Here is a 22,164-nt window from a genome sequence, read left to right on the forward strand (position 1 = left end):
ATTTATGGCAACATTAAAAGATATTGCGCTGCGCGCCGGTGTGTCCCAGGGAACGGTATCCCGGATTTTAAATGGGGACAGTACACTGAATGTGGCGGCAGAAACAAGAGAAAATGTGACGAGGATTGCGATGGAGCTGGGCTACCGTTCCACATCGCAGAAGCATAAAAACAGTAAAGAACAGGAAGCAGAACAGACAAAAACGACGAAAAACAGAACGATCGGCATTGCGCAGATGTTTGAGATGCCACAGCTTCAGGACGATATTTACTACATGATGCTGAAAAATCTGGTGGAAGCAGAGTGTTTTGCAAATGGCTGGAATACGGTATCGTTGTACCGGGATGGAAACGGCAGCTTTATGACGAACAGTGATCGGAACCTGGATGGAATCATTGCGCTCGGACGATTTACGAAAGAAGAAATCCGAAGCTTTGAAAAGTATACGGGGAATCTGGTCTTTATCGATTCCTCGCCGGATGAGATGAAATATTACAGCATCGTTCCGAATTATCATATGGCGACCCGCCTGGTACTGCAGCACTTTGCAGAGCAGGGATATGAGAGTGTGGCGTACGCGGGCGCTGTGTATACGTACAACCAGGTCAAAGAGCTGACGATGGATCCGAGATATTATTATTACAAAAATTCCATGCTGGACAAAAATCTGTTTGATGAAAAGCAGATCATCGACTGCGAGATGAATTCCAGAAGCTCTTACGAAGCAATGGACCGTTATCTGGACGAAAACGGGATGCCGCCAAAGGCTCTCTTTATCTCCAGTGATGCCACTGCCGCCGGTATTTTAAAGGCAATCCATGAGCATGGATTTTCCGTTCCGGACGACTGCAGTATCGTGACGTACAACAACACGGCATTTTCCGAGAGCAGCACACCGCCGCTCGATTCTATTGAGGTGTATCTGCGGGAGAGTGCAAGGGAGGCTGCCTTTGCACTGGAGCGGCTGTGGAACGTGGAGCGTCTCCCGCGAAAAATCGTAGTTCCGTGCAGTCTTGTGGTACGCGGCAGTGTGAAAAAAGAACAGTAAAACAGGAAAAACGGGATGAAGTAAAACTTTTCTTCTATGAAGGGAAAACAGTAAAAGTTTTAGTAAAATAGCGTTGACACAACGGATGGAATTTGCTACCATTATAGTCAGAAAACACAGAGAAAAAGCCGAATGAGGGCTTGCAGAAACAATATAAAAATTTTAGTAAAAATGTGGAGGAACGACTATGTGGCTTGGTGTAGATTACTATCCGGAGCAGTGGGATGCATCCCTGCTTGAGCAGGATCTTGATACAATTGTGGAGCTGGGATGCAACGTGATCCGAATTGCGGAATTTTCCTGGCATCTGATGGAGAAACAGGAAGGACAGTACGATTTCTCTTTCTTTGACCGTGTCATCGAAAAAGCAAAAGAGCGGAACCTGAAGGTGATTATGGGAACCCCGACCGCGACGATTCCGGCATGGCTGGCAAAAAAGCATCCGGACATCCTCTCGGAATTCGAAGGCGGAAAGAAGAGAGCCTTCGGCGGAAGACACGTTTACTGCTTCAACAGTCCGCACATGTATGCGTATTCTGAAAAAATCATCCGTGAACTGGTCGAGCACTATAAGGATGAGGAGAGCATCGTGGCATGGCAGATCGACAATGAGATCGGCCATGAGGGAAGCGATGTCTGCTACTGCGAAAACTGTCAGAAGGCGTTTCAGACGTATCTGTCGAAAAAGTTTTCAGGCGATATGGATGCGTTAAACGAGACGTACGGAACCACGTTCTGGTCGCAGGAATACAACACATTTGATGAAATTCCGACCCCGTCGGAGACGATCACGACACACAACCCGGCACTCCGCCAGGACTGGGAGCGGTTCCGCAGCCAGTCGATCGTGGATTTCATGGCCTTTCAGGCAAAGCTCATCAAGGAGATCTCGCCGGAGGCTGTTGTGATGCATGATTTCCCGGGCGGCGGTCTTGGAAAACATGTTGACTATTCGAAAGTGGCAAAGACACTCGATCAGGCAGCATACAACAATTACCCGGTCTGGGGCGGACAGAAAGAGCCGATTGCGCCGCATGAGATTGCGTTCGCGCTCGACTACATCCGCGGCTTAAAAGGTGAGAATTTCTGGATTACCGAGGCGATCATGGGAGCGCAGGGCCACGATGTGACGGGCTTTTTGCCGCGTCCGAACCAGGCGAAGATGTGGTCGTATCAGAGTATGGCACACGGCGCCGATTCCCTGATGTATTTCCGTTACCGCGGGGCCACAAAAGGTGCGGAGCAGTTCTGCTATGGTATCATTGATGCGGATAATGTGAAACGCAGAAAATTCTATGAAGTACAGAGCTTCTTCCATGATATTATAAAATACAGAGAAGCGATGGAAGCCCCGGTGAAGAACGAGGCGGCGATCGTGTACGATTACGATTCCCTGGCATCGTTCCGTATCCAGCGCCAGAGCATTCTGCTCGACCCGGCGGCGGAGATGCAGAAGTTTTATAAAGCATTCTATGATCAGAATGTCGGCGTGGACGTGATTCCGGAGGACAGAGAATTTTCTTCTTATAAAGTTGTGATCCTGCCGCAGATGATCATTACGAAGCCGGAGATGGAAGAAAAGGTGGAAGCGTTTGTGAAAAACGGCGGAACCGTAATCGTGACGTACCGCCACGCCGTGAAAGATGCGGACAATAACGTTCCGTTCGGCGAGACACTGCCGGTGCACTACAATGCGCTTGCGGGTCTTACGGTAGAGGAGACGGAGAGTCTTCAGGACTACGATGCATTCCCGGTTGTGGGAAGCGGCGTGTTCGAGGGCGTGGAAGGCACAGGCGGAATCTTCCGCGATATGATCAAAGTGCAGGATGCGGAAGTGCTGTTCCGTTACGCGGATGCGTTCTACCAGGAATTTGCAGCCGTGACGAGAAAACAGACAGGAAAGGGAACCCTGTATTACGTGGGCTGCGGTCTGGAAGAGAAGATCACGAAGCTTCTGATGGAGCAGGTGATGCGGGACTGCCATTTCCAGATGGTGCCGTCCGAAGAGGGCCTTGAGATCGTGACGAGAGGAAACGAGAAGCAGAAGGTGACAATGTATATCAATCATAACGCGAAGGAAGTAACGTATGGAGATATGGCACTGGCACCATTCGCATGCAAGATTTTATAGCAATCCCCGAAAATAATGCAAAAAATTCAGCACCGCAGAGCGTGAATTACTGCGTCACAGATTTTCGTCGTACCCCGGTACGCCTTCAAATCTGTTCCTTGCAATTCGCGCTCTGTAGCACTGCCTTTTTTGCATTATTTTCGGGTCTTGCTATAGAAGCGTAGACATAGAAACCCGCAAAATAGCAAAGAGAAAAAGAAAGGTATCCGGTATCTGTGACGGATACTTTTCTTTTTCTCCGGAAAAAACTTGTAAATAAGGAACAGTTGTGTAAAAATAAACGTAAAACGGGTGTGGTGGCATTCCGGAAAAGAGGAGAACAACATGGAAAAACAGAAACAGATAGCACTGATTAACGATTTGACCGGTTTTGGCCGCTGTTCCACTGCTGTGATGGCGCCGATCGTGTCGGCGATGAAGATTCAGGCGGTGGTAGTTCCGACCGCAATTCTCTCGGCACATACGCAGTTTCCGACGTATTACTTTGATGATTATACTGACCGGATGAAGGATTACATTCAGACCTATAAGGATCTGAAGCTCGATTTCGATGCGATCTCGACCGGCTTTTTAGGATCGGAACAGCAGGTGGATATTGTGCTTGATTTTATCCGCCATTTCAAGACGGACCGCAACTTTGTCATCGTCGATCCGGTCATGGGAGACTATGGAAAGCTGTATCGGACGTACACGAAAGAGATGTGCGACAAGATGAAAGAGCTGGTTCACTACGCGGACATCATCACGCCGAACCTGACAGAGCTCTGTACACTGCTCGATGCGCCGTATCCGGAGAACGGAGCTTCGATTGAGGAGCTGAAGGAGATGTGCGGAAAACTGGCAGAGCGGGGACCGAAACATATTGTTGTGACGGGTATCCACTTTAACCAGACACAGATTGCCAACTTTATCTATAACAAAGGCGAAGATTTCCAGATCGTCATGGTAGACCGCATCGGCGGCGACCGGAGCGGTACGGGAGATGTCATTGCGGCAATTATCGCAGGCATGTATCTGAACGGCCACAGCCTGTACGAGTCGGTGAAAAAGGCAGCGGATTACGTATCGAAATGCATCCGCTACTGCGAAGAAAACGAAGTGCCGAGCTGCTGGGGACTCTGCTTTGAAATGTTTATGAAGGACTTAACGGAGGAAGCGTAATGTATTTATATACTGTAACCGGAGCCGTCGGCGAGGAAGGGTATCTCGACCTTGCAAAGAGCGGCGATCTTACCGGAAAAAATGTCTATGTCAACATGACAAACAAATGCCCGTGCAGCTGTGTGTTCTGTCTGCGCCAGACGAAACAGCAGCAGGAGGGAAATACACTGTGGTTAAAAGAGGGCGAGCCATCCGTTGAGACGATGCTGGAGCTGTTCGCGCAGTACGATCTGAACGTGATCAATGAACTGGTATTCTGCGGCTTCGGGGAACCGCTTGAGCGGCTTGCGGATGTCTGTCGGGTGATCGATTCCTTAAAAGAAACGTATCCGAACCTGAAAGTGCGTCTGAATACGATCGGTCTTGCCAACCTGATCTATGGAAGAGATGTCACCCCGGAATTAAAGGGAAGATTCGATACCGTCTCGATTTCCTTAAACGCGCCGGATGAAAAGGAATTTCTGGAGCTCACGCGGTCGAAATTCGGCATCCAGTCGTACGAGGCGATCAAGGAGTTTGCAGTACTTGCAAAACAGTATGTGCCGAATGTTGTGATGACCGTTGTCGAGAAAGTTATGCCGGAAGAAAAGATTCAGAAATGCCGGGAAATCTGCGATGAATTAGGTGTTGCCCTTCGTGTCCGCCCGTTTGAAAATTAAAGTGTGCGGAACGGAATCTTTCGCTTGTATTTCCAGAATATAACGCCTATAATGGGAAGGAAAAACAAAAGAGAGGGAGAGACGTATGAACGAGTCTAATGGAGTCATCCGCGATGCGAGAAAGCTCGGCATTCCTAAAATGCTGATTCTCGGATTGCAGCACATGTTTGCCATGTTCGGTGCAACCATTCTGGTGCCGATTCTGGTAAACAGCTACTTTGTAGATGCATGCGGCGAGGGAACGTCCCGCGGTCTTACCGTATCCGTCACGCTGTTCTGCGCCGGCTTTGGAACGCTGCTGTTCCATCTGTGTGCGAAATTTAAAGTACCGGCATTTCTTGGTTCCTCGTTTGCATTCTTAAGCGGCTTTGCTGCTGTTGCAAACCTGAACACCGGAAAATATGCCAGCATGAGTGTCAACGACAAGGCAGCCTATGCCTGCGGAGGTATTGTGGTAGCAGGTCTTCTGTACCTGATTTTTGCCCTGATCATCCGCATGGTCGGCGTCAAACGCGTGATGCGCTACCTGCCGCCGGTTGTCACAGGTCCGGTTATCATCTGCATTGGCCTCAGCCTTGCTGGTTCCGCCATTAATAATGCTTCGACGAACTGGTTCCTGGCACTGGTTGCGCTGGCAGTCATCATCATTTTCAACATTTGGGGAAAAGGAATGTTCAAAATCATTCCGATTCTGATGGGCGTTGTGATTGCCTACGCTGTGGCAGTTGTCCTGAATGCACTCGGCATCAAAAATCCGGACGGATCCGTGATCATCAACTTTGCGCCGGCTGCACAGGCAGGCATCGTCGGACTTCCGCCGCTGCAGCTCTGCAAATTCGATCTGACCAGCATTATGATCATGGCACCGATCGCGATCGCGACCATGATGGAACATGTCGGCGATATGTCGGCGATCTCTGCAACCGTAGGAGAGAACTTCCTTTCTGATCCGGGCCTGCACAGAACCCTGCTCGGTGATGGTCTTGCAACCGCAATGGCAGGTTTCATCGGCGGACCGGCCAACACGACGTACGGCGAGAACACCGGCGTTCTGGAATTGAGCCGCGTACATGACCCGAGAGTCATCCGTATTGCCGCAGTCTTTGCGATTATCGTCAGCTTCATTCCGAAGGTATCGGCACTCATCAGCACCATGCCGTCCTCCATCATCGGAGGCGTCAGCTTCATGCTGTACGGTATGATTTCTGCCATCGGTGTGCGCAACGTGGTAGAGAATAAAGTAGACCTGACCAAATCGAGAAACCTGATCATCGCGGGCGTCATCTTTGTCTGCGGACTGGGCTTCAGCAACGGTCTCTCCTTTACGATCGGCGGAACGACCGTCACCCTGACGGCACTTGCCATTGCAGCCATCGCAGGAATCCTGCTGAACATGATTCTGCCGGGCAATGATTACGAATTCGGCGTAAACGAGTCCGGGGACGAGAACAGAGGAATCCACGCATAAAACGATACACAGGAAAGATGGAAAAGAGGTCCTGAAAGAGGAGCCGTGTGATCCGCACACTGCTGAAGTTTGTATAAAAAGACAGAGCACAGATCTGTATGTTACGACAGATCAGGTGCTCTGTTTTTTGATGCCTGTACGGCGAAGAAAAACTTATTTTACCCGCTCAAACGCAATCCGCGGGGAGTGATTCAGCACATAAATAATACCGCGCTGTTCAAATCCGTTTTTCCGGATCAGATGCTGCATGATTTTGTTGTCCGCATGCGTATCGACGCGCAGATGCGGGATCTGTGCCCAGCAGTAATCGACGATCTGCGAGAAAAATCCGTGGATCGCTCCATCCGAGGCAACCTGGTGGATTGTGCCGTACGGCGCATCGGAGAGCCAGGAGCCGTCATCAATCTGCAGATACGTCGGATCCTCGCCGATGATGAAGGCAAACGCGCCGTGCAGCGTGCCGCTTTCCTCAAAAACAAAAAGCTGTTTGTCGCGGATTCTGTTGTGAATCAGTTCCTCCGGCGGAAAATGATTTCCCCACTGGTTTGGATTTCCGGTTTCCTGCATAAAAGAGCGGGCGTAAGCATAGATTGACATGATCGAAGTAAAATCCTCCGGGACGGCAAGTCGTATCATGATAAAAATTCTCCTTTTAGTTCAAAATAAGCAGTTTTATTGTAGCACAGCGGACGGTGAAGTACAAGAAAGAGAAAACAGGATTTGACTTTTTGAAAAATCCCATGTACAATGCAGTTAGTTATAACTAACCAAAGTAACCAAAACCACAACACAACGATTTCTGCCGGTCCTGGATGGGCCGGTTCCGTATCAAATTGTCAGAAAGGAAAGAATATGAAACAAAATCGAAAACGAAAAGAGACGGCGGGCATGAATTTTCTCCGCTATCTCGGCCCGGGACTTCTCGTTACGGTCGGTTTTATCGACCCGGGAAACTGGGCATCCAACATTGCCGCCGGATCGGGTTACGGCTACGAGCTTCTGTGGATGGTCACCCTGTCCACGATCATGCTGATTTTTCTGCAGCACAATGCGGCGCATCTCGGCATTGTCACGGGAAAGTGCCTCTCGGAGGCGGCGAGCCTCTATCTGCCTGCGTGGCTGAAAAACACGATTCTTGCGACGGCGATGATGGCAGCGGTGGCGACCGCAATGGCGGAGATCCTCGGCGGTGCGATTGCGCTCCAGATGCTGTTCGGCATTCCGATCAAGCTCGGCAGCATGATAATTCTCGTGCTGGTTCTGATCTGTGAGTTTACAAGTGCTTACAAACGGATTGAAAAACTGATCATTGTGTTTGTCTCGCTGATCGGCTTTTCGTTCCTCTTTGAGGTCTGGATCGCCGATATCGACTGGGCGCAGGCGGCTGTCGGCTGGGTAAAACCGTCGTTTCCAGAGCACTCAATGCCGGTCATCTTAAGCGTCCTCGGTGCGGTCGTCATGCCGCACAACCTGTTTCTCCACTCGGAATTTATTCAGAGCCGCCAGTGGAATCTTGAGGATGATGAGGTGATTGCGCGCCAGTTAAAGTATGAGTTCAAAGACACCCTGTTTTCCATGATCATCGGATGGGCCATCAACAGTGCAATGATCCTGATGGCGGCCGCGACGTTTTTCCAGCCGCAGAATGCAAAACAGGTGGATGATCTCGCAACGGCGGGAAAGATGCTGACACCGCTCCTTGGAAATGCCGCATCGGTGATCTTCGCAGCGGCGCTTCTCCTCGCCGGAATTTCATCGAGCATCACCGCGGGAATGGCGGGCGGAACGATTTTTTCGGGGATTTTCAACAAGCCGTATGAGATCAAGAGTAAGGAGACACGCTGGGGAATCCTTCTTACCATGATCCCGGCCGCAGCGGTCATTCTTCTGATTGATTCCCCGTTCCAGGGCCTTCTCTATTCACAGATGTTCCTTGGAATGCAGCTCCCGATTACGGTATTTACGCAGATTTATCTGACGTCCTCGAAAAAAGTCATGGGAAAATATGCGAACAGTCTGCGGTTGAAAATTGCCCTGTCTGCGATTGCGGTGATTGTGACACTGCTGAATATCGCGCTGCTGTTTGTGCAGTAAAAAGAATGAGAAATAAAAAAAGGAAGTCTGCTGCGCTGATCCCTGAAAAAGAGACCGGCGCAGCGGACTTCTTCTATTATAATATGCTCTCCATGCAGGCATCGACAAAGTTCTGCAGAAGCGGAGAGAGTTTCCGCCCCTTTTTCCAGATCACGGCGATCTGCGTTTCCAGGTCGCTTTCTGCGAGCGGCTGGATGCGGAGTCCCTGGCAGAGAGAGCTCATGGACTGCGGGAAAATGGCAGTGGCAAGGCCTTCCTTTGCCCAGAGCATCGCGCCGCGGGGATCGTCGCAGACGCAGAAAAGATCGGGCTCCATGCCGCGCGAGTGGAACGCATCCATGATGAGCGCCTCATACCGGCGGTAGATGATGAGCGGAACATTCAAAAGATCCGAGAGCTTTAGCGATCCGTTCTTTTCGGGAAGCATATCTTTTGAAGAAACGGCAATCATAGGTTCAGAGCTTAAAATTTTATAGTCGACATCGTCGAGCCGCAGCGGCGTGCGGGCGATGGAAATGTCGATGATGCCGTCCATCAGATAGCGGTACAGCGTGTAGGTGATGCCGTCGTGCACCTCGAAGTTGACATCGGGATTGCGGCGGGAAAAAAGCGAGACGCACGGCATGATCGTCGCAACGGTGGTCGGTGTGATGCCGAGGCGCAGAACCCGCTTTTTGCCGACCTTTGCGACCTCAAGCTCCGTCGATTTCACGTACTCGAGCAGGTTGGCGGAGCGGTCGTACAGCAGTTTTCCGGCTTCGGTCAGGCGGACGCCCTGGCGGGTGCGTTCAAATAAAGTGACGTTCAGTTCGGCTTCCAGCTGCTTTAACTGATAACTGAGCGGCGGCTGGGACATATTGAGGCGGCGGGCGGCCTCGTGAATGCTTTCGGTTTCGGCGATGACGCGGAAATATTCAAGCTGGCGCAGTTCCATAAGAGACTTCCTTTCGTGAAATTATCTATGATATTAAAATTGTATCACTAAGCTATAAAAACAATACTATTCGTATTAATCATATGAGATTATACTGTCAATGTCAAGAAACAAAGAAATGGAGAGTGAAAAAGAAGATGAAAAGTCTTGGAGTCTACTTGAAGCACTACAAAAAAGAGAGCGTCATCGCTCCTTTGTTCAAGCTTCTGGAAGTCGTATTCGACCTTCTGGTGCCGATGGTTGTTGCCCAGATCATCGATGTGGGTATCGCAGGCAATAACCGTCCGTACATCGTCAGCCGTTTTGGAATCCTCGTTCTGATGGCGGCAGTCGGACTTTGCTGCAGCTTCACCGCGCAGTATTTCGCGGCAAAAGCGAGCGTCGGCTGTGCAACCGAGCTTCGCCAGGCGGTCTTTGACCACATCCAGGCTCTGTCCTTTACGGAGCTGGATACCATTGGAACCGATACGCTGATCACCCGTCTGATCAACGATATCAACCAAGTGCAGAACGGAATCAACATGGGTCTGCGTCTGCTGCTGCGGAGTCCGTTTATCGTATTCGGTTCCGTTGTGATGGCATTTACCGTCAACGTAAAATGTGCCATCGTATTCCTGATTACTATTCCGATCCTGTTCGTTGCCGTATTCGGCATTATGCTGGTCAGCATCCCGCTGTTCAAAAAGGTACAGGCGGCACTCGACCGCGTCACCGGAATGACAAGAGAAAATCTGACCGGTGTCCGTGTCATCCGTGCGTTCTGCCGTGAGGAGCAGTCTGTTGCCGATTTCGAAAAGAGCAACGATGAGCTGACCCGTCTGAACGAGTTTGTCGGAAAAATTTCCGCACTGTTAAATCCGCTGACCTATGTCCTCATCAACATTGCAGCCGTTGTCCTGATCTGGCAGGCAGGCCTTCAGGTCAACATCGGCAGTATGCAGCAGGGACAGGTTGTCGCACTTTACAACTACATGCTGCAGATCATCGTGGAGCTGATCAAACTGGCATCGCTCATCATCACCTTAAACAAATCCGTTGCCTGTGCAGAGCGTGTCTCCGGCGTACTGGCGGTTCCGACAACCATGAACTACCCGGCAAAAGGCGGCGCTGCAAAGAAAGTAACTGGCGATGCGGCTGTTACATTTAAAAATGTCAGCTTCACCTATGCAGGAGCCGGCGCAGAGAGCTTATTGGATATCAGCTTTACCGCAAAACGCGGCCAGACCATCGGAATCATCGGCGGTACCGGAAGCGGAAAATCGACGCTGGTCAGCCTGATTTCCCGTTTCTACGATGCGACCAGCGGTGACGTCATGGTAGACGGCGAGAATGTAAAGAATTACACGAAAGAAGAGCTCTGCAATAAAGTCGGTGTTGTTCAGCAGAGAGCAGTGCTCTTTAAAGGCAGCATCCGCGACAATATGAAGTGGGGCAAAGAGGACGCCACCGATGCAGAAATCTGGGAGGCACTCACCACAGCCCAGGCGAAAGAAGTCGTAGAAGCAAAACAGGATCAGCTCGATTTTATGCTGGAGCAGAACGGAAAGAACCTCTCCGGCGGACAGAAACAGCGTCTTTCTATTGCGCGTGCGCTGGTAAAAAAACCGGAAATCCTGATTCTGGACGACAGCTCGAGTGCGCTTGACTTTGCAACGGATGCAAAACTCCGCAAAGCCATCCACAATCTCGAAGGAAACACGACAACCTTCCTCGTATCCCAGCGAATCGCCGGCATCCGTCAGGCAGACCAGATCCTCGTTCTTGGAAATGGTACGCTCGAAGGAAACGGCACACACGACGAGCTGATGAAAACCTGCGAGGTTTACCGCGAGATTTACTTCTCCCAGTTCCCGGAAGAGCGTGCAGTTTATAACAACGAAAGCGGGGTGATCGCATGAAAAAGACAGAAAACAAGTCCGGAAAAAGCGGCATGCAGGTCATGAAAAAGCTGATGGCGTTTATCGGAAATTATAAAATTTTCTTAGGCCTTAGTATTGTCCTGGCTGCGGTTACCGTTATTTTACAGCTTTATATTCCGATCCTGTTCGGCGATGCGATCGATGAGGTCGTTGCAGCCCACCAGGTCAATTTCCCGGAGATGTGGTTCTATCTGAAACGAATCGTATTCTTTACCCTCGTTTCCGCACTTTCCGCATGGATCATGAACCTGATCAACAACCGTATGACGTACCGCATCGTGCGCGACCTTCGTTCCCAGGCGATCCGTCATATCCAGGTGCTGCCGCTGTCCTATCTGGATCAGCACAGCTCCGGAGACATCGTAAGCCGTGTTATCGCAGATACCGATATCTTATCGGACGGTCTTCTGCTTGGCTTTACGCAGCTGTTCTCCGGCATCGTAACCATTATTGTGACACTGTTTTTCATGTTCTCGAAGAACGTATGGATCACCCTTCTTGTGATCTGCCTGACACCTCTCAGCTTCTTCGTGGCAAAATTTATTTCCGGCCGCTCGTTCAAAATGTTCCAGAAACAGAGTGAGACGAGAGGAAAACAGACCGCACTCATCGATGAGATGATCGGAAACCAGAAAGTAGTCAAAGCGTTCGGCTATGAGGAAAAAGCTTCCGAGCGTTTTGCAGAGATCAACAAAGATCTGCAGAAATACAGCCAGCAGGCCGTGTTCTACAGTTCCTTAACGAACCCGTCCACCCGTTTTGTCAACAACGTGATCTATGCCGGTGTTGCCCTTGTGGGAGCTTTCATGATCCCGGGCGGCGCGCTGACCGTCGGCGGACTTTCCGTTCTGCTGTCGTACGCAAACCAGTATATGAAACCGTTCAATGATATCAGCTCCGTTATCACCGAGATGCAGAACGCGCTTGCCTGCGCAGGCCGTATCTTTGCTCTTCTGGAAGAGAAAGAGGAGAGTGCAGACCCGGCCGGAACGATCGATACCGTGACGGGAAATGTGACGATCGATGATGTAGCATTCAGTTATGACAAAGAGAAAAAACTGATCGAGAACTTTAAGCTTGACGTACAGCCGGGCATGCGTGTTGCCATTGTCGGCCCGACCGGATGCGGAAAGACGACGTTTATCAACCTGTTGATGCGCTTCTATGATGTCGATGCCGGAAAGATCTGCATCGACGGAAAGCCGATCGACGGACTGTCCCGCCATGCGCTCCGCAGCTGCTTTGGTATGGTGCTGCAGGATACCTGGATCAAACAGGGAACCGTGCGCGACAACATCAGCTTCGGAAAGCCGGATGCGACGGAAGAGGAGATCATCAATGCGGCCAAAGAGGCACACAGCTGGGAGTTTATCAAGCGTCTGCCGAAGGGGCTTGACACGGTTCTCAGCGAAGACAGCATCAGCCAGGGTCAGAAACAGCTTCTCTGTATCACCCGTGTCATGCTCTGCCTGCCGCCGATGCTGATCCTCGACGAGGCGACCTCCAGCATCGATACCCGTACCGAACTGCAGGTTCAGGAGGCGTTTGACAAGCTGATGCAGGGCAGAACGAGTTTCGTCGTTGCCCATCGTCTGTCCACGATCCGCAACGCTTCGCTGATCCTTGTCATGAAAGACGGAAAGATCATCGAGCAGGGATGCCATGAGGAGCTTCTTGAGAAGAAAGGCTTCTACTACAATCTGTACAACAGCCAGTTCCAGGCGTCATAAAAGATATTTGGAAAAGAGAACAGCAGATCTGTGCCGCGCATGCGATTTTGAGGCGTGCGCGCAGATCTGCTGATTTTTTATATATTTTTGCAATATTCCGAAAAAAATACGGCATGGGGTATTGACGAATCCTATCACAGGTGCTATAGTTTTACAAAAATAAAAAAAGACGTAGAAGTTTTTAGAAAATGTGCGGAGAGCCTTTGGAAATTTAATTTTTGAAAGGTGCACGACCGAAGAAGTAAAACTTTCAGGTGCTGGTTCTCTTCTTAAAACAAGAACGGACGGGAGACGGCGAGGACTAAAAACGGAGTGGTCTCTGGAGAAGCTCTTGAAAAGAGTGCCGAAGGTGCAATGCAGCGATGCAGAATCTCTCAGGCAAAAGGACAGAGTCAAAAAAAGATACAGAAGAAGAACAGCCGCGGAACAAAAAAGCGGTACGCAGAAACGAAAAAATTCCGGAAGCGCGGTTTTTTGCTGTATTTTTCAATCAGAGCCATGTTCTGCAGGAAAAGTCCCGCAGGAGATGGTATTTTTTTTCTCAAAACGGTGCGGATGTGTGATCCACATCGTTCAGACCATACGTCGAATGGAAAGGGAGAAAAGAAAATGGATGCATTGAATCAGGCAATTGCGCAGATCAGTGATGTGCTCTGGAACAGCGTACTGCTGTTTCTGCTGGTAGGTACGGGAGTTTATTTCTCTGTTCGGACCCGCTTTGTACAGGTAAGAAAGTTTAAGACCGCGTGGAACCGCGTTTTCGGCGGTTTCTCGTTAAAGGGTAAGAAGGCCGGAAAAGACGGCATGACTTCCTTCCAGGCGCTTGCAACAGCGATCGCCGCACAGGTCGGAACCGGAAACATCGCAGGATGTGCGACCGCACTCGTATCCGGCGGCCCGGGAGCCATCTTCTGGATGTGGCTTGCTGCGTTCTTCGGCATGGCAACGATCTACGGCGAGGCGTATCTCGCGCAGATCTCCAAACGCCGCGATGAGAACGGAGAAGTCATCGGAGGACCGGTTTACTACATTACCCACGCATTCAAGGGAACGTTTGGAAAAGCACTGGCAGGCTTCTTTGCCGTAGCCGTTATTCTGGCGCTTGGCTTTATGGGAAATATGGTACAGTCGAACTCCATCAGTGATGCGTTCTACACCGCATTTTCCGTACCGAAATGGGTGATGGGTGTGATTGTAGCCGTTCTCGCCGCATTCATTTTCATCGGAGGTATCTCCCGTATCGCATCCTTCACCGAAAAAGTTGTTCCGGTGATGGCAGCCCTGTATCTCGTCGGAGCCCTTGTTGTTATTCTGATCAACATCCAGCATGTGCCGTCAGCGATTGCTTCGATCTTTATCTGTGCATTCCGTCCGGACGCCGTATTTGGTGCAGCAGCCGGTATTACCGTGCGGAAAGCCATGCGTTACGGTGTTGCCCGAGGCCTCTTCTCTAATGAAGCCGGTATGGGTTCCACCCCGCATGCCCATGCGATTGCCGATGTCGAGAACCCGGAGGATCAGGGTGAAGTAGCGATGATCGGTGTCTTTGTTGATACCTTCGTTGTTCTGACCATGACCGCTCTCGTTATTCTTTCTTCCGGCGTTCTGGAAGAGATGATGAGTACCGGTGTTGTAGGAACCCCGGTTGCACAGGCGGCATTCCGTACCGGCCTCAAAGGCTTTGGTCCGGCGTTCGTAGCGATCTGCCTTCTGTTCTTTGCGTTCTCAACCATCGTCGGATGGTACTTCTTCGCAAGACAGAACGTACAGTATCTGTTTGGAAAGAAAGCAGTCGTTCCGTTCTCGCTGATTGTTGTTGTGTTTGTATTCTTCGGCTCTCTGCTGAAAGTAGATCTCGTATGGAACCTGTCAGATCTCTTTAACGGCCTGATGGTAATTCCAAACCTCATGGCGCTGATCGTCCTCGCAGGAACCGTAGCGAAAGCGGCAAAAGGTGAAAAAGTAGAATTCTAATCATATATACAGAACGGGAAAAAGGAGGAAAGTCTGCTGATGCAGACTTTCTTTTTGCAATTATTCAGAGCCCCATCTCGATTCCGCTGCGCTGCATCTCGATGTGGCTTCTCGCCATATAAAATTTCAAGAAGAACTGTTCGTTCATGCGAGCATGACTCACAGTTCTTTTTGAAATTTTGCATGGCTCTGAATAATTGCAAAAAGAAAGACCGGCAGGGGAGCTACCGGTCTTTCAAGGGGAGTATAAATAATTAATAAGGGGTTATTAATTGTAAAAAAATTTATGAAGGGTAAATTCTTTTACAAAATTGATTATAATACAGATAACGGGAAAAAGCAACATCGAAATTCAAAAGTTGGAAAAAATTACCACAATTTGGAAAGCAGTGGTCCAAAAGCAGGAAAAACACAGTGTTTTTGGGCTTGCATTCCCCACTTTGGAACAGATACCATGGAAAAACAGGGTTCTGGATGCATAATCTGCGCGGAAAAAGCGATACTAAAGGATGTCGCAGGACAAAAAACATTCAGGAGGAAACAAGATTATGACCAGAAACAGCAAAAATGAATACAGCAAAAACGAGTACAGTAAGAACGGATACGAGAAAAGCGAATACAGCAAAAACCAGAAGAACAGCAGAGACTGCAGTCATGTGAAAGACCGTGAGATGTCATCCTATGGTCAGCAGAACCGGGAGCAGGAAGAAAAGGATGAGTATGAAAAATACTAAGTAAACCTTGGGATTCCGGCAGAAAAAAGCCGGCGGCGGGTCCCATACGGACTCTGCCGCCGGTTTCTGCATACATATAAAACAGGAGAGAAAGTCAGATCCGGAGAGGGGGACCAGGATATGGCAGGCATGACACTGCTGGCGGCAGACCAGCTGGACTGGTACGTGGGAAAACCGTGGGCGATGATCATCGATGTGCGGAACCGGCGGGAATATGAAAAAGGGCATGTGAAAGGAGCGGTGAATCTTCCCTATGACCATCTGCTCGAACGGGTCTGTCTGCCGCGGGACAAAATTCTTGTGATCTGCTGTGAGCGGGGGGCCGCGAGCATGGCGGAGGGAAAGCGGCTGGCGGAGAACGGATACAAGGTCAAAACGGTCATCGGCGGAATGCATGCATACCGCGGACGATATCTGGTGGCGGGAGAAGAACTGTAAGGGGGCGGCAATCCAACATTTCTTCTTGTCAAGCGGGAAAAGATACGGTAAGATGAAACAGAAAACAATACAAAACCAAACCACAAAACGAAAGAGAGATCACGATATGAAATACATGTTTGCATCTGATATTCACGGTTCTGCCTATTACTGCAGAAAAATGCTGGAAGCCTTCGAGGCAGAGGGCGCAAGCCGCCTGTTTCTGTTAGGCGACCTTCTCTATCACGGCCCGAGAAACGATCTTCCAAAAGAATACGCACCGAAACAGGTCATCGCCATGCTGAATGAGAAAAAACAGTATCTCACCAACGTGCGCGGAAACTGCGACGCAGAAGTAGATCAGATGGTACTGGAGTTCCCGGTGCTGGCAGATTACGGCATCCTGATCGAGGGAGGCCATACCTTCTATATGAGCCATGGCCACATCTACAATGAGCAGAATCTGCCGCCGCTGATGGATGGAGATATCTTCCTGTACGGCCATACCCACGTCCTGCGTGCCGAGAAAAAAGGCGCACACACCTTCCTGAACCCGGGTTCTGTATCTCTGCCGAAAGAGGGCAATATCCCGACCTATGCAATCCTCGAGGACGGCGTATTTACGATCAAAGGCTTTGACGGCACCGTCGTAAAACAGCTCACATTATAAGAGGGGACGGGAGAGTATGGAATTATATGAACTGATCGCCCCGTGCCACTTCGGCCTGGAGGCGGTGATGAAACGTGAAATCCTCGACCTCGGCTACGAAATCGAGCGCGTGGAGGATGGAAAAGTAACGTTTCTTGCAGATGCAGAGGGAATCGCCTACGCCAACCTGTTCCTTCGCACGACCGAGCGTATCCTGCTCAAAGTAGGACAGGTCCACGCCGAGACGTACGATGAACTCTTTGAAGCGACAAAAGCACTCCCGTGGGAGAATTTTATCCCGAAAAACGGAAAGTTCTGGGTAACGAAGGCAAACTCCATCAAGAGTAAGCTCTTCAGCCCGTCCGATATCCAGTCGATCATGAAAAAAGCGATTGTCGAGCGATTGAAACAGGTCTACCATATGGAGTGGTTCCCGGAGGACGGTGCACAGTACCCGATCCGTGTTTCGATTTTAAAAGACGAGGTTACGATCGGACTCGATACCTCCGGCGTTTCCCTTCATAAGAGAGGCTACCGCAAGCTGACCGCGAAAGCGCCGATCACCGAGACCCTTGCCGCAGCACTTATCATGCTGACTCCGTGGAAGGGTGACCGGATTCTTGTCGATCCGTTCTGCGGAAGCGGTACGTTCCCGATCGAGGCGGCCATGATGGCGGCCGATATTGCACCGGGTCTCAACCGTTCTTTCCTTGCGGAGCAGTGGACGCACCTCGTGCCGAAAAAATGCTGGATGGATGCGGCGGAGGATGCACGCTACCGGATCCGGAACGATATTGAGACAGATATTCAGGGCTTTGATATCGACGGAGATGTCATCAAGAGTGCCAGAGAGAACGCAAAGCTGGCCGGTGTGGATCACCTGATCCATTTCCAGCAGCGTCCGGTTGCCGAGCTGTCGCACCCGAAAAAATACGGTTTTCTGATTACCAACCCTCCGTACGGTGAGCGCCTGGAGGACAAAAAAGATCTTCCGGCCCTGTATCAGACATTAGGAGAGCGGTACCGCGCTCTCGATTCCTGGTCGATGTATCTGATCACGAGCTACGAGGATGCCGAGCGGTATCTCGGCAAAAAGGCGGATAAAAACCGTAAAATTTACAATGGAATGCTGAAAACCTACTTTTACCAGTACGCGGGACCGAAGCCGCCGCGCCGGGAAAAAGGACAGAAATAATACAAATAGAGGAGCAATGCCGAATGATTTTTGGCGGTGCTCCTTTTTGAAAACAAAAATTAAAAGAAAAATTTTAGAAAAGCATAATATTTCCTTGAAATCACTGCGCTACTGTGCTAAACTGTCCTCATGCGAAATTTTTTCATCAAGCGGAGGAAACCATGAACGGACAGGAGATCAGAGACAGGCTGCTGCATTCCTACGAGAGGAGCTACGATATCGTAAAGCCGTCCGAAGTAAACGGCCATACATACGATGCCTGTGCAAGCTACCACGAGAGCGGCGCAAAATACGTGCTCTCAAAGAAAGCAGAGCTGTGGAGGATCAGCTGTCATGAACACGCGTATTTTAAAGCGGTGGAAGAACTGAACGACCAGGACGTCGAAACATTTCTGACGGACCTGACAGAATGGATAGAGCCAAAGGTGGTTCGCGAGGGGAAGGAAGTACCGGATACCGACCACATGTACACGCTGGTCACCGGTATTTTTTTTGCGGACAAACCGGTTGCGGACAACGTAAAGAAGAAAATCCGAAAATATAAGTATTATAAAAATTACCGGTTTTCTTTGAGAGGCTACTGTCAGGTGCGGCTGCTCGTCTTTGATGCGGCAGAACAGAAAGTGTTTGGAAACCGGGCGGCTTGGGAGTTGGTAAAGGGATATGCTAAGATGTTCCGGTCTTAGTTATCTATAAATTTATTCTACCAAAAAGAGGGAGGAAAAAACAAATGAATAGTATTCTTGTACTGGTTGTCGGAATCGGCATTCTGATCGCCGGATACGTATTCTACGGAAAATGGCTTGCCGAGCAGTGGGGCGTTGATCCGAAACGGAAAACCCCTGCATTCACCGAGGAGGACGGTGTGGACTACGTTCCTGCCAAAGCTCCTGTCTTAATGGGACATCACTTCTCATCCATCGCAGGCGCAGGCCCGATCAACGGACCGATTCAGGCCGCTGTCTTTGGATGGGTTCCGGTTCTTTTATGGGTACTCATCGGCGGTATCTTCTTTGGAGGCGTTCATGATTACGGCGCACTGTTTGCATCCCTGCGCCACAAAGGACAGTCCATCGGCGAGGTTATCGCAGACACCATGGGAAGCAAAGCGAAAAAACTCTTTATCGTATTCGCTTACCTGACCCTGATCCTTGTTGTTGCAGCCTTCGGTTCCATCGTTGCCAATACCTTCAGGGCAACCTACACCGAGAGCGGCGCTGTCGATGTGGCAGCAAGTTCTGCAAATGCAACAACCGCTATGATTTCCATTCTGTTCATTGTGCTCGCCGTTGTGTTCGGGTTCATGGTATACAGAAGAAATGTATCTCTTGGCGTTTCCACCATCGCAGGCGTTGCAGCTATCGTTGTCTGCGTTGTTGTTGGATTAAACTTCCATCCGATCTATCTCTCCGAGACAGCATGGATGGTAATCGTTGGTATCTATATCACCGTAGCTTCTGTTGCACCGGTCTGGATTCTGCTTCAGCCGCGTGACTACTTAAGCTCCTTCCTTCTGTACTTCATGATGATCGTAGCCGTTGTCGGTGTCATCGGAAGTGCTCTGATGGGCCATGCATCCCTGGATATCCCGGCATTCACCGGATTCAAAGATATGCTGGCTCCGACCGGAAGTTCTCTTGGATTTATGTTCCCGGCCCTGTTCGTAACCATCGCCTGCGGAGCAATTTCCGGATTCCATTCACTCGTTGGTTCAGGAACTACATCGAAACAGCTTGACAATGAGAAAAATGCCCGCCCGATCGCATACGGCGGTATGCTGATTGAGTGTGCACTTGCAATCATATCTCTGTGTGCAGTCGGCTACATCTGGTCCAGATACGCAGACGGAACCACCGTTGTTCCGACCGCTGTATTTGCAACCGGTATCTCCGAGATGGTAGCAACCATTCCGGGACTTGGCGGATCGACCCACGTACTGTACTCTCTGCTGGTTCTGACTGTATCGGTATTCTGCCTGACTTCTCTGGATACCGCAACCCGTCTGGCAAGATACATGTTCCAGGAGTTCTGGCTTGAGCCGGGACAGACTTACAAAGAGGCAACCGGCTACAAAGCCGTTCTGACCAATCCGGTTGTATCAACCGTTATCACCGTAGTACTCGGCATCGGCCTTGGCCTGACCGGTTACTCCAAAATCTGGCCGCTGTTCGGTGCATCCAACCAGCTGCTGGCAGCCATCGGACTTCTTGCTGTTGCCACCTGGCTTGGAAAAGTCGGCAAAAACAACAAAATGTTCCTGTTCCCGATGGTATTCATGCTGATCGTAACCATCACATCCCTTGTACAGACCCTGATCGCAAACTTCAAGGGCCTTGGTGCAGGCGTTGGCATCGGCTGGTGCGTAGCACGTATCGTGCTGGCAGGCCTGCTTGTCATCCTGGCGCTGATCCTGGCTGGCGATGGATTCAAGACTCTGGCAAATCAGAAAAAAACGAAATAATACAGGATTACAGAAAAGACTCCCGGATAAAAACGGGGGCCTTTTTTGCGACAGGGTTCTTGTGTTTGCGTCACACATACGGTATAATGATCGCAAGTTATTTCAGCGTGAAAGAGGGAAAACGGTTATGAAAAAAATTGTATTTGCAACAGGAAACGCCGGCAAAATGAAAGAAATCCGTGAAATCCTTGCGGATCTGCCGGTGGAAATTTATTCAATGAAAGAAGCCGGCATTTCGGTCGAGATCGATGAGAACGGCAAAACCTTTGAGGAGAATGCAAAAATCAAAGCACAGACCGTTGCCGGATGCACAGACGGCGACACGATCGTGCTTGCGGATGACTCCGGTCTGGAAGTCGATGCCTTAAACGGCGAGCCTGGTGTCTATTCGGCAAGATATATGGGAGAGGATACGTCCTACCGCATCAAAAATCAGAGCCTCGTTGACCGCCTGGAGGGCGTGCCGGTGGAGAAAAGAACGGCAAGATTCGTCTGTGTGATTGCAGCCGCCTTCCCGGATGGAACAGTCTGTACCACCAAGGGAACAATCGAAGGAAAAATCGGCTACGAGGAACGCGGGGAGAACGGCTTTGGCTATGACCCGATTTTCTATCTGCCGGATATGAGCCGCACGACAGCAGAACTTTCTCCGGAAGAGAAAAACGCAGTCAGCCACAGAGGAAAAGCACTGGCGGCGATGAAAGAGCAGATTGCATCATATTTGAAATAAGAAGAGGGAAGAGAATGAGTATGAAATTTCTGGTAGTGAGCGATACCCATGGACGGATGTATAACCTCGAGGAGGCCATGGAACGTGAGGAGTTCGACGGCATGATCCACTGCGGTGACGTGGAAGGGATGGATGACCTGATCAAATCCAAGGTAAACGGCCCGTGCTATATGGTCATGGGAAATAATGACTGGTTTTCAAACCTCCCGGCGGAGATTCAGGTGAACATCGATGATTACCGTGCCTTTATCACACACGGTCATAACTACGGCGTATCGCTCGGTTTAGAGGGAATCTATGCGGAGGCGCTTTCCAGAGGTGTGGATATCGTGCTGTTCGGCCATACGCACCGGCCGGTCGCAGAAAAGCGTGGAAATCTCTGGATTGTCAATCCGGGCAGCCTCACGTATCCGCGCCAGATGGGAAGAAAACCAAGCTATGCCATGCTGACGATCAACGAAGAGCATGAGCTTTCGGTGGAAATCAAATATCTGGAGTAAAAACGGGTTGAAAAAGGGCGGAAAACAGCCCAAAATCGAATGAATTATCGCAACTAACATGACTATTCCAAAGAAAACAGGGTAGTACCGGAGCAGGTTCTGACTAATCTTTAAAAAGTTTGTCAAAAAAATACAATTTAGGTGTTGACAGATGAGAAAAGATATGATAAGATCTCTTTGTTGTCCGGTGAGAACAAAACAACACAAAAAACATTTTGAAAAAAATGAAAAAAAGTGTTGACAAACCGAAAACAATGTAATATAATAAATCTTGCGTCGAGCGCGAAAGGGTTAAACGCAAATCGGGAAACCTTGTTTACGGGGTGTGGCTCAGCTTGGCTAGAGCGCCTGGTTTGGGAC

20 protein-coding genes and 1 riboswitch are annotated in these 22,164 nt (G+C 50.0%); of the genes, 18 read left to right on the forward strand and 2 right to left on the reverse strand.

The window, feature by feature from the left end:
- Positions 1 to 4 precede the first annotated feature (4 nt).
- The 5 genes from ACY2VT_RS08405 (at position 5) to ACY2VT_RS08425 (ending at position 6,467) form a co-directional block, all read left to right on the forward strand.
- Positions 5 to 1,048, forward strand: coding sequence for a LacI family DNA-binding transcriptional regulator (locus ACY2VT_RS08405; RefSeq protein ID WP_461879563.1), 1,044 nt, complete (start codon positions 5 to 7; stop codon positions 1,046 to 1,048).
- A gap of 187 nt (positions 1,049 to 1,235) precedes the next feature.
- Entirely contained in the window at positions 1,236 to 3,179 is a 1,944-nt protein-coding gene (locus tag ACY2VT_RS08410; RefSeq protein WP_461879564.1) for a beta-galactosidase, read from the forward strand.
- A 324-nt stretch (positions 3,180 to 3,503) separates the two neighbouring features.
- Positions 3,504 to 4,340, forward strand: a complete 837-nt coding sequence (locus tag ACY2VT_RS08415; protein ID WP_461879565.1) for a pyridoxamine kinase — start codon at positions 3,504 to 3,506, stop codon at positions 4,338 to 4,340.
- Positions 4,340 to 4,999 (forward strand): TatD family nuclease-associated radical SAM protein, encoded by a 660-nt coding sequence (locus tag ACY2VT_RS08420; RefSeq protein ID WP_461874431.1) that lies wholly within the window; start codon positions 4,340 to 4,342, stop codon positions 4,997 to 4,999. Before ACY2VT_RS08415 ends, ACY2VT_RS08420 begins: the two co-directional genes overlap by 1 nt.
- Before the next feature lie 85 nt (positions 5,000 to 5,084).
- Positions 5,085 to 6,467 (forward strand): uracil-xanthine permease family protein, encoded by a 1,383-nt coding sequence (locus tag ACY2VT_RS08425; protein WP_461879566.1) that lies wholly within the window; start codon positions 5,085 to 5,087, stop codon positions 6,465 to 6,467.
- Positions 6,468 to 6,620: 153 nt separating this feature from the next.
- Here ACY2VT_RS08425 and ACY2VT_RS08430 read toward each other — a convergent pair whose 3' ends face one another.
- Positions 6,621 to 7,103 (reverse strand): GNAT family N-acetyltransferase, encoded by a 483-nt coding sequence (locus tag ACY2VT_RS08430; RefSeq protein WP_461879567.1) that lies wholly within the window; start codon positions 7,101 to 7,103, stop codon positions 6,621 to 6,623.
- 216 nt (positions 7,104 to 7,319) lie between these two features.
- Here ACY2VT_RS08430 and ACY2VT_RS08435 point away from each other — a divergent pair, with 216 nt between their 5' ends.
- Positions 7,320 to 8,561: an Nramp family divalent metal transporter gene (locus ACY2VT_RS08435; RefSeq protein ID WP_461879568.1), complete on the forward strand. Its 1,242-nt coding sequence runs from the start codon at positions 7,320 to 7,322 to the stop codon at positions 8,559 to 8,561.
- Positions 8,562 to 8,637: 76 nt separating this feature from the next.
- On the opposite strand, the gene ACY2VT_RS08440 is transcribed toward ACY2VT_RS08435, so the two are convergent.
- The gene (locus ACY2VT_RS08440) at positions 8,638 to 9,495 is read right to left on the reverse strand and encodes a LysR family transcriptional regulator (RefSeq protein ID WP_461879569.1); all 858 of its coding nucleotides are present in this window, start codon (positions 9,493 to 9,495) and stop codon (positions 8,638 to 8,640) included.
- Positions 9,496 to 9,632: 137 nt separating this feature from the next.
- On the opposite strand from ACY2VT_RS08440, the gene ACY2VT_RS08445 reads away from it, so the two are divergent.
- From ACY2VT_RS08445 to ACY2VT_RS08500, 12 genes are all read left to right on the forward strand, one after another.
- Positions 9,633 to 11,393 carry an ABC transporter ATP-binding protein gene (locus ACY2VT_RS08445; RefSeq protein ID WP_461879570.1) on the forward strand — a complete coding sequence of 587 codons (1,761 nt, stop codon included), beginning with the start codon at positions 9,633 to 9,635 and terminating at the stop codon, positions 11,391 to 11,393.
- A complete protein-coding gene (locus tag ACY2VT_RS08450) occupies positions 11,390 to 13,144 on the forward strand; it encodes an ABC transporter ATP-binding protein (protein ID WP_461879571.1) in 1,755 nt (584 codons plus the stop codon). The genes ACY2VT_RS08445 and ACY2VT_RS08450 overlap by 4 nt, the downstream gene beginning before the upstream one ends.
- Positions 13,145 to 13,453: 309 nt before the next feature.
- Positions 13,454 to 13,544: riboswitch (glycine riboswitch) on the forward strand.
- A gap of 209 nt (positions 13,545 to 13,753) precedes the next feature.
- A complete protein-coding gene (locus ACY2VT_RS08455; RefSeq protein ID WP_461879572.1) occupies positions 13,754 to 15,118 on the forward strand; it encodes an alanine/glycine:cation symporter family protein in 1,365 nt (454 codons plus the stop codon).
- Positions 15,119 to 15,404: 286 nt separating this feature from the next.
- Entirely contained in the window at positions 15,405 to 15,689 is a 285-nt protein-coding gene (locus ACY2VT_RS08460; RefSeq protein ID WP_461879573.1) for a hypothetical protein, read from the forward strand.
- Positions 15,667 to 15,852, forward strand: a complete 186-nt coding sequence (locus ACY2VT_RS08465; RefSeq protein WP_461879574.1) for a hypothetical protein — start codon at positions 15,667 to 15,669, stop codon at positions 15,850 to 15,852. Before ACY2VT_RS08460 ends, ACY2VT_RS08465 begins: the two co-directional genes overlap by 23 nt.
- Before the next feature lie 120 nt (positions 15,853 to 15,972).
- Positions 15,973 to 16,290 (forward strand): rhodanese-like domain-containing protein, encoded by a 318-nt coding sequence (locus ACY2VT_RS08470; protein ID WP_461879575.1) that lies wholly within the window; start codon positions 15,973 to 15,975, stop codon positions 16,288 to 16,290.
- 106 nt (positions 16,291 to 16,396) lie between these two features.
- Positions 16,397 to 16,939: a phosphodiesterase gene (gene yfcE / locus ACY2VT_RS08475; RefSeq protein WP_022462632.1), complete on the forward strand. Its 543-nt coding sequence runs from the start codon at positions 16,397 to 16,399 to the stop codon at positions 16,937 to 16,939.
- A 16-nt stretch (positions 16,940 to 16,955) separates the two neighbouring features.
- Positions 16,956 to 18,113, forward strand: coding sequence for a THUMP domain-containing class I SAM-dependent RNA methyltransferase (locus ACY2VT_RS08480; RefSeq protein WP_461879576.1), 1,158 nt, complete (start codon positions 16,956 to 16,958; stop codon positions 18,111 to 18,113).
- 161 nt (positions 18,114 to 18,274) lie between these two features.
- Positions 18,275 to 18,799, forward strand: coding sequence for a hypothetical protein (locus ACY2VT_RS08485; protein ID WP_461879577.1), 525 nt, complete (start codon positions 18,275 to 18,277; stop codon positions 18,797 to 18,799).
- 44 nt (positions 18,800 to 18,843) lie between these two features.
- Entirely contained in the window at positions 18,844 to 20,574 is a 1,731-nt protein-coding gene (locus tag ACY2VT_RS08490) for a carbon starvation CstA family protein (protein WP_461879578.1), read from the forward strand.
- A 127-nt stretch (positions 20,575 to 20,701) separates the two neighbouring features.
- Complete coding sequence (locus ACY2VT_RS08495; RefSeq protein WP_022462628.1) at positions 20,702 to 21,304, forward strand: XTP/dITP diphosphatase; 603 nt, start codon at positions 20,702 to 20,704, stop codon at positions 21,302 to 21,304.
- A gap of 14 nt (positions 21,305 to 21,318) precedes the next feature.
- Complete coding sequence (locus ACY2VT_RS08500) at positions 21,319 to 21,804, forward strand: metallophosphoesterase family protein (protein WP_461874443.1); 486 nt, start codon at positions 21,319 to 21,321, stop codon at positions 21,802 to 21,804.
- Positions 21,805 to 22,164 lie beyond the last annotated feature (360 nt).

Source organism: Fusicatenibacter sp. (genome assembly GCF_050872605.1).
Lineage (GTDB): Bacteria > Bacillota > Clostridia > Lachnospirales > Lachnospiraceae > Fusicatenibacter.

Excerpts from the sequence above, each read along its gene's own strand:
- ACY2VT_RS08455 (WP_461879572.1), top strand. The coding sequence starts at position 13,754 with ATGGATGCATTGAATCAGGCAATTGCGCAGATCAGTGATGTGCTCTGG.
- ACY2VT_RS08415 (WP_461879565.1), top strand. The coding sequence starts at position 3,504 with ATGGAAAAACAGAAACAGATAGCACTGATTAACGATTTGACCGGTTTT.
- ACY2VT_RS08500 (WP_461874443.1), top strand. The coding sequence starts at position 21,319 with ATGAGTATGAAATTTCTGGTAGTGAGCGATACCCATGGACGGATGTAT.
- ACY2VT_RS08485 (WP_461879577.1), top strand. The coding sequence starts at position 18,275 with ATGAACGGACAGGAGATCAGAGACAGGCTGCTGCATTCCTACGAGAGG.
- ACY2VT_RS08495 (WP_022462628.1), top strand. The coding sequence starts at position 20,702 with ATGAAAAAAATTGTATTTGCAACAGGAAACGCCGGCAAAATGAAAGAA.
- ACY2VT_RS08450 (WP_461879571.1), top strand. The coding sequence starts at position 11,390 with ATGAAAAAGACAGAAAACAAGTCCGGAAAAAGCGGCATGCAGGTCATG.
- ACY2VT_RS08480 (WP_461879576.1), top strand. The coding sequence starts at position 16,956 with ATGGAATTATATGAACTGATCGCCCCGTGCCACTTCGGCCTGGAGGCG.
- ACY2VT_RS08490 (WP_461879578.1), top strand. The coding sequence starts at position 18,844 with ATGAATAGTATTCTTGTACTGGTTGTCGGAATCGGCATTCTGATCGCC.
- yfcE (WP_022462632.1), top strand. The coding sequence starts at position 16,397 with ATGAAATACATGTTTGCATCTGATATTCACGGTTCTGCCTATTACTGC.
- ACY2VT_RS08470 (WP_461879575.1), top strand. The coding sequence starts at position 15,973 with ATGGCAGGCATGACACTGCTGGCGGCAGACCAGCTGGACTGGTACGTG.
- ACY2VT_RS08435 (WP_461879568.1), top strand. The coding sequence starts at position 7,320 with ATGAAACAAAATCGAAAACGAAAAGAGACGGCGGGCATGAATTTTCTC.
- ACY2VT_RS08445 (WP_461879570.1), top strand. The coding sequence starts at position 9,633 with ATGAAAAGTCTTGGAGTCTACTTGAAGCACTACAAAAAAGAGAGCGTC.
- ACY2VT_RS08420 (WP_461874431.1), top strand. The coding sequence starts at position 4,340 with ATGTATTTATATACTGTAACCGGAGCCGTCGGCGAGGAAGGGTATCTC.
- ACY2VT_RS08460 (WP_461879573.1), top strand. The coding sequence starts at position 15,405 with ATGAAGGGTAAATTCTTTTACAAAATTGATTATAATACAGATAACGGG.
- ACY2VT_RS08405 (WP_461879563.1), top strand. The coding sequence starts at position 5 with ATGGCAACATTAAAAGATATTGCGCTGCGCGCCGGTGTGTCCCAGGGA.
- ACY2VT_RS08440 (WP_461879569.1), bottom strand. The coding sequence starts at position 9,495 with ATGGAACTGCGCCAGCTTGAATATTTCCGCGTCATCGCCGAAACCGAA.
- ACY2VT_RS08410 (WP_461879564.1), top strand. The coding sequence starts at position 1,236 with ATGTGGCTTGGTGTAGATTACTATCCGGAGCAGTGGGATGCATCCCTG.
- ACY2VT_RS08465 (WP_461879574.1), top strand. The coding sequence starts at position 15,667 with ATGACCAGAAACAGCAAAAATGAATACAGCAAAAACGAGTACAGTAAG.
- ACY2VT_RS08425 (WP_461879566.1), top strand. The coding sequence starts at position 5,085 with ATGAACGAGTCTAATGGAGTCATCCGCGATGCGAGAAAGCTCGGCATT.
- ACY2VT_RS08430 (WP_461879567.1), bottom strand. The coding sequence starts at position 7,103 with ATGATACGACTTGCCGTCCCGGAGGATTTTACTTCGATCATGTCAATC.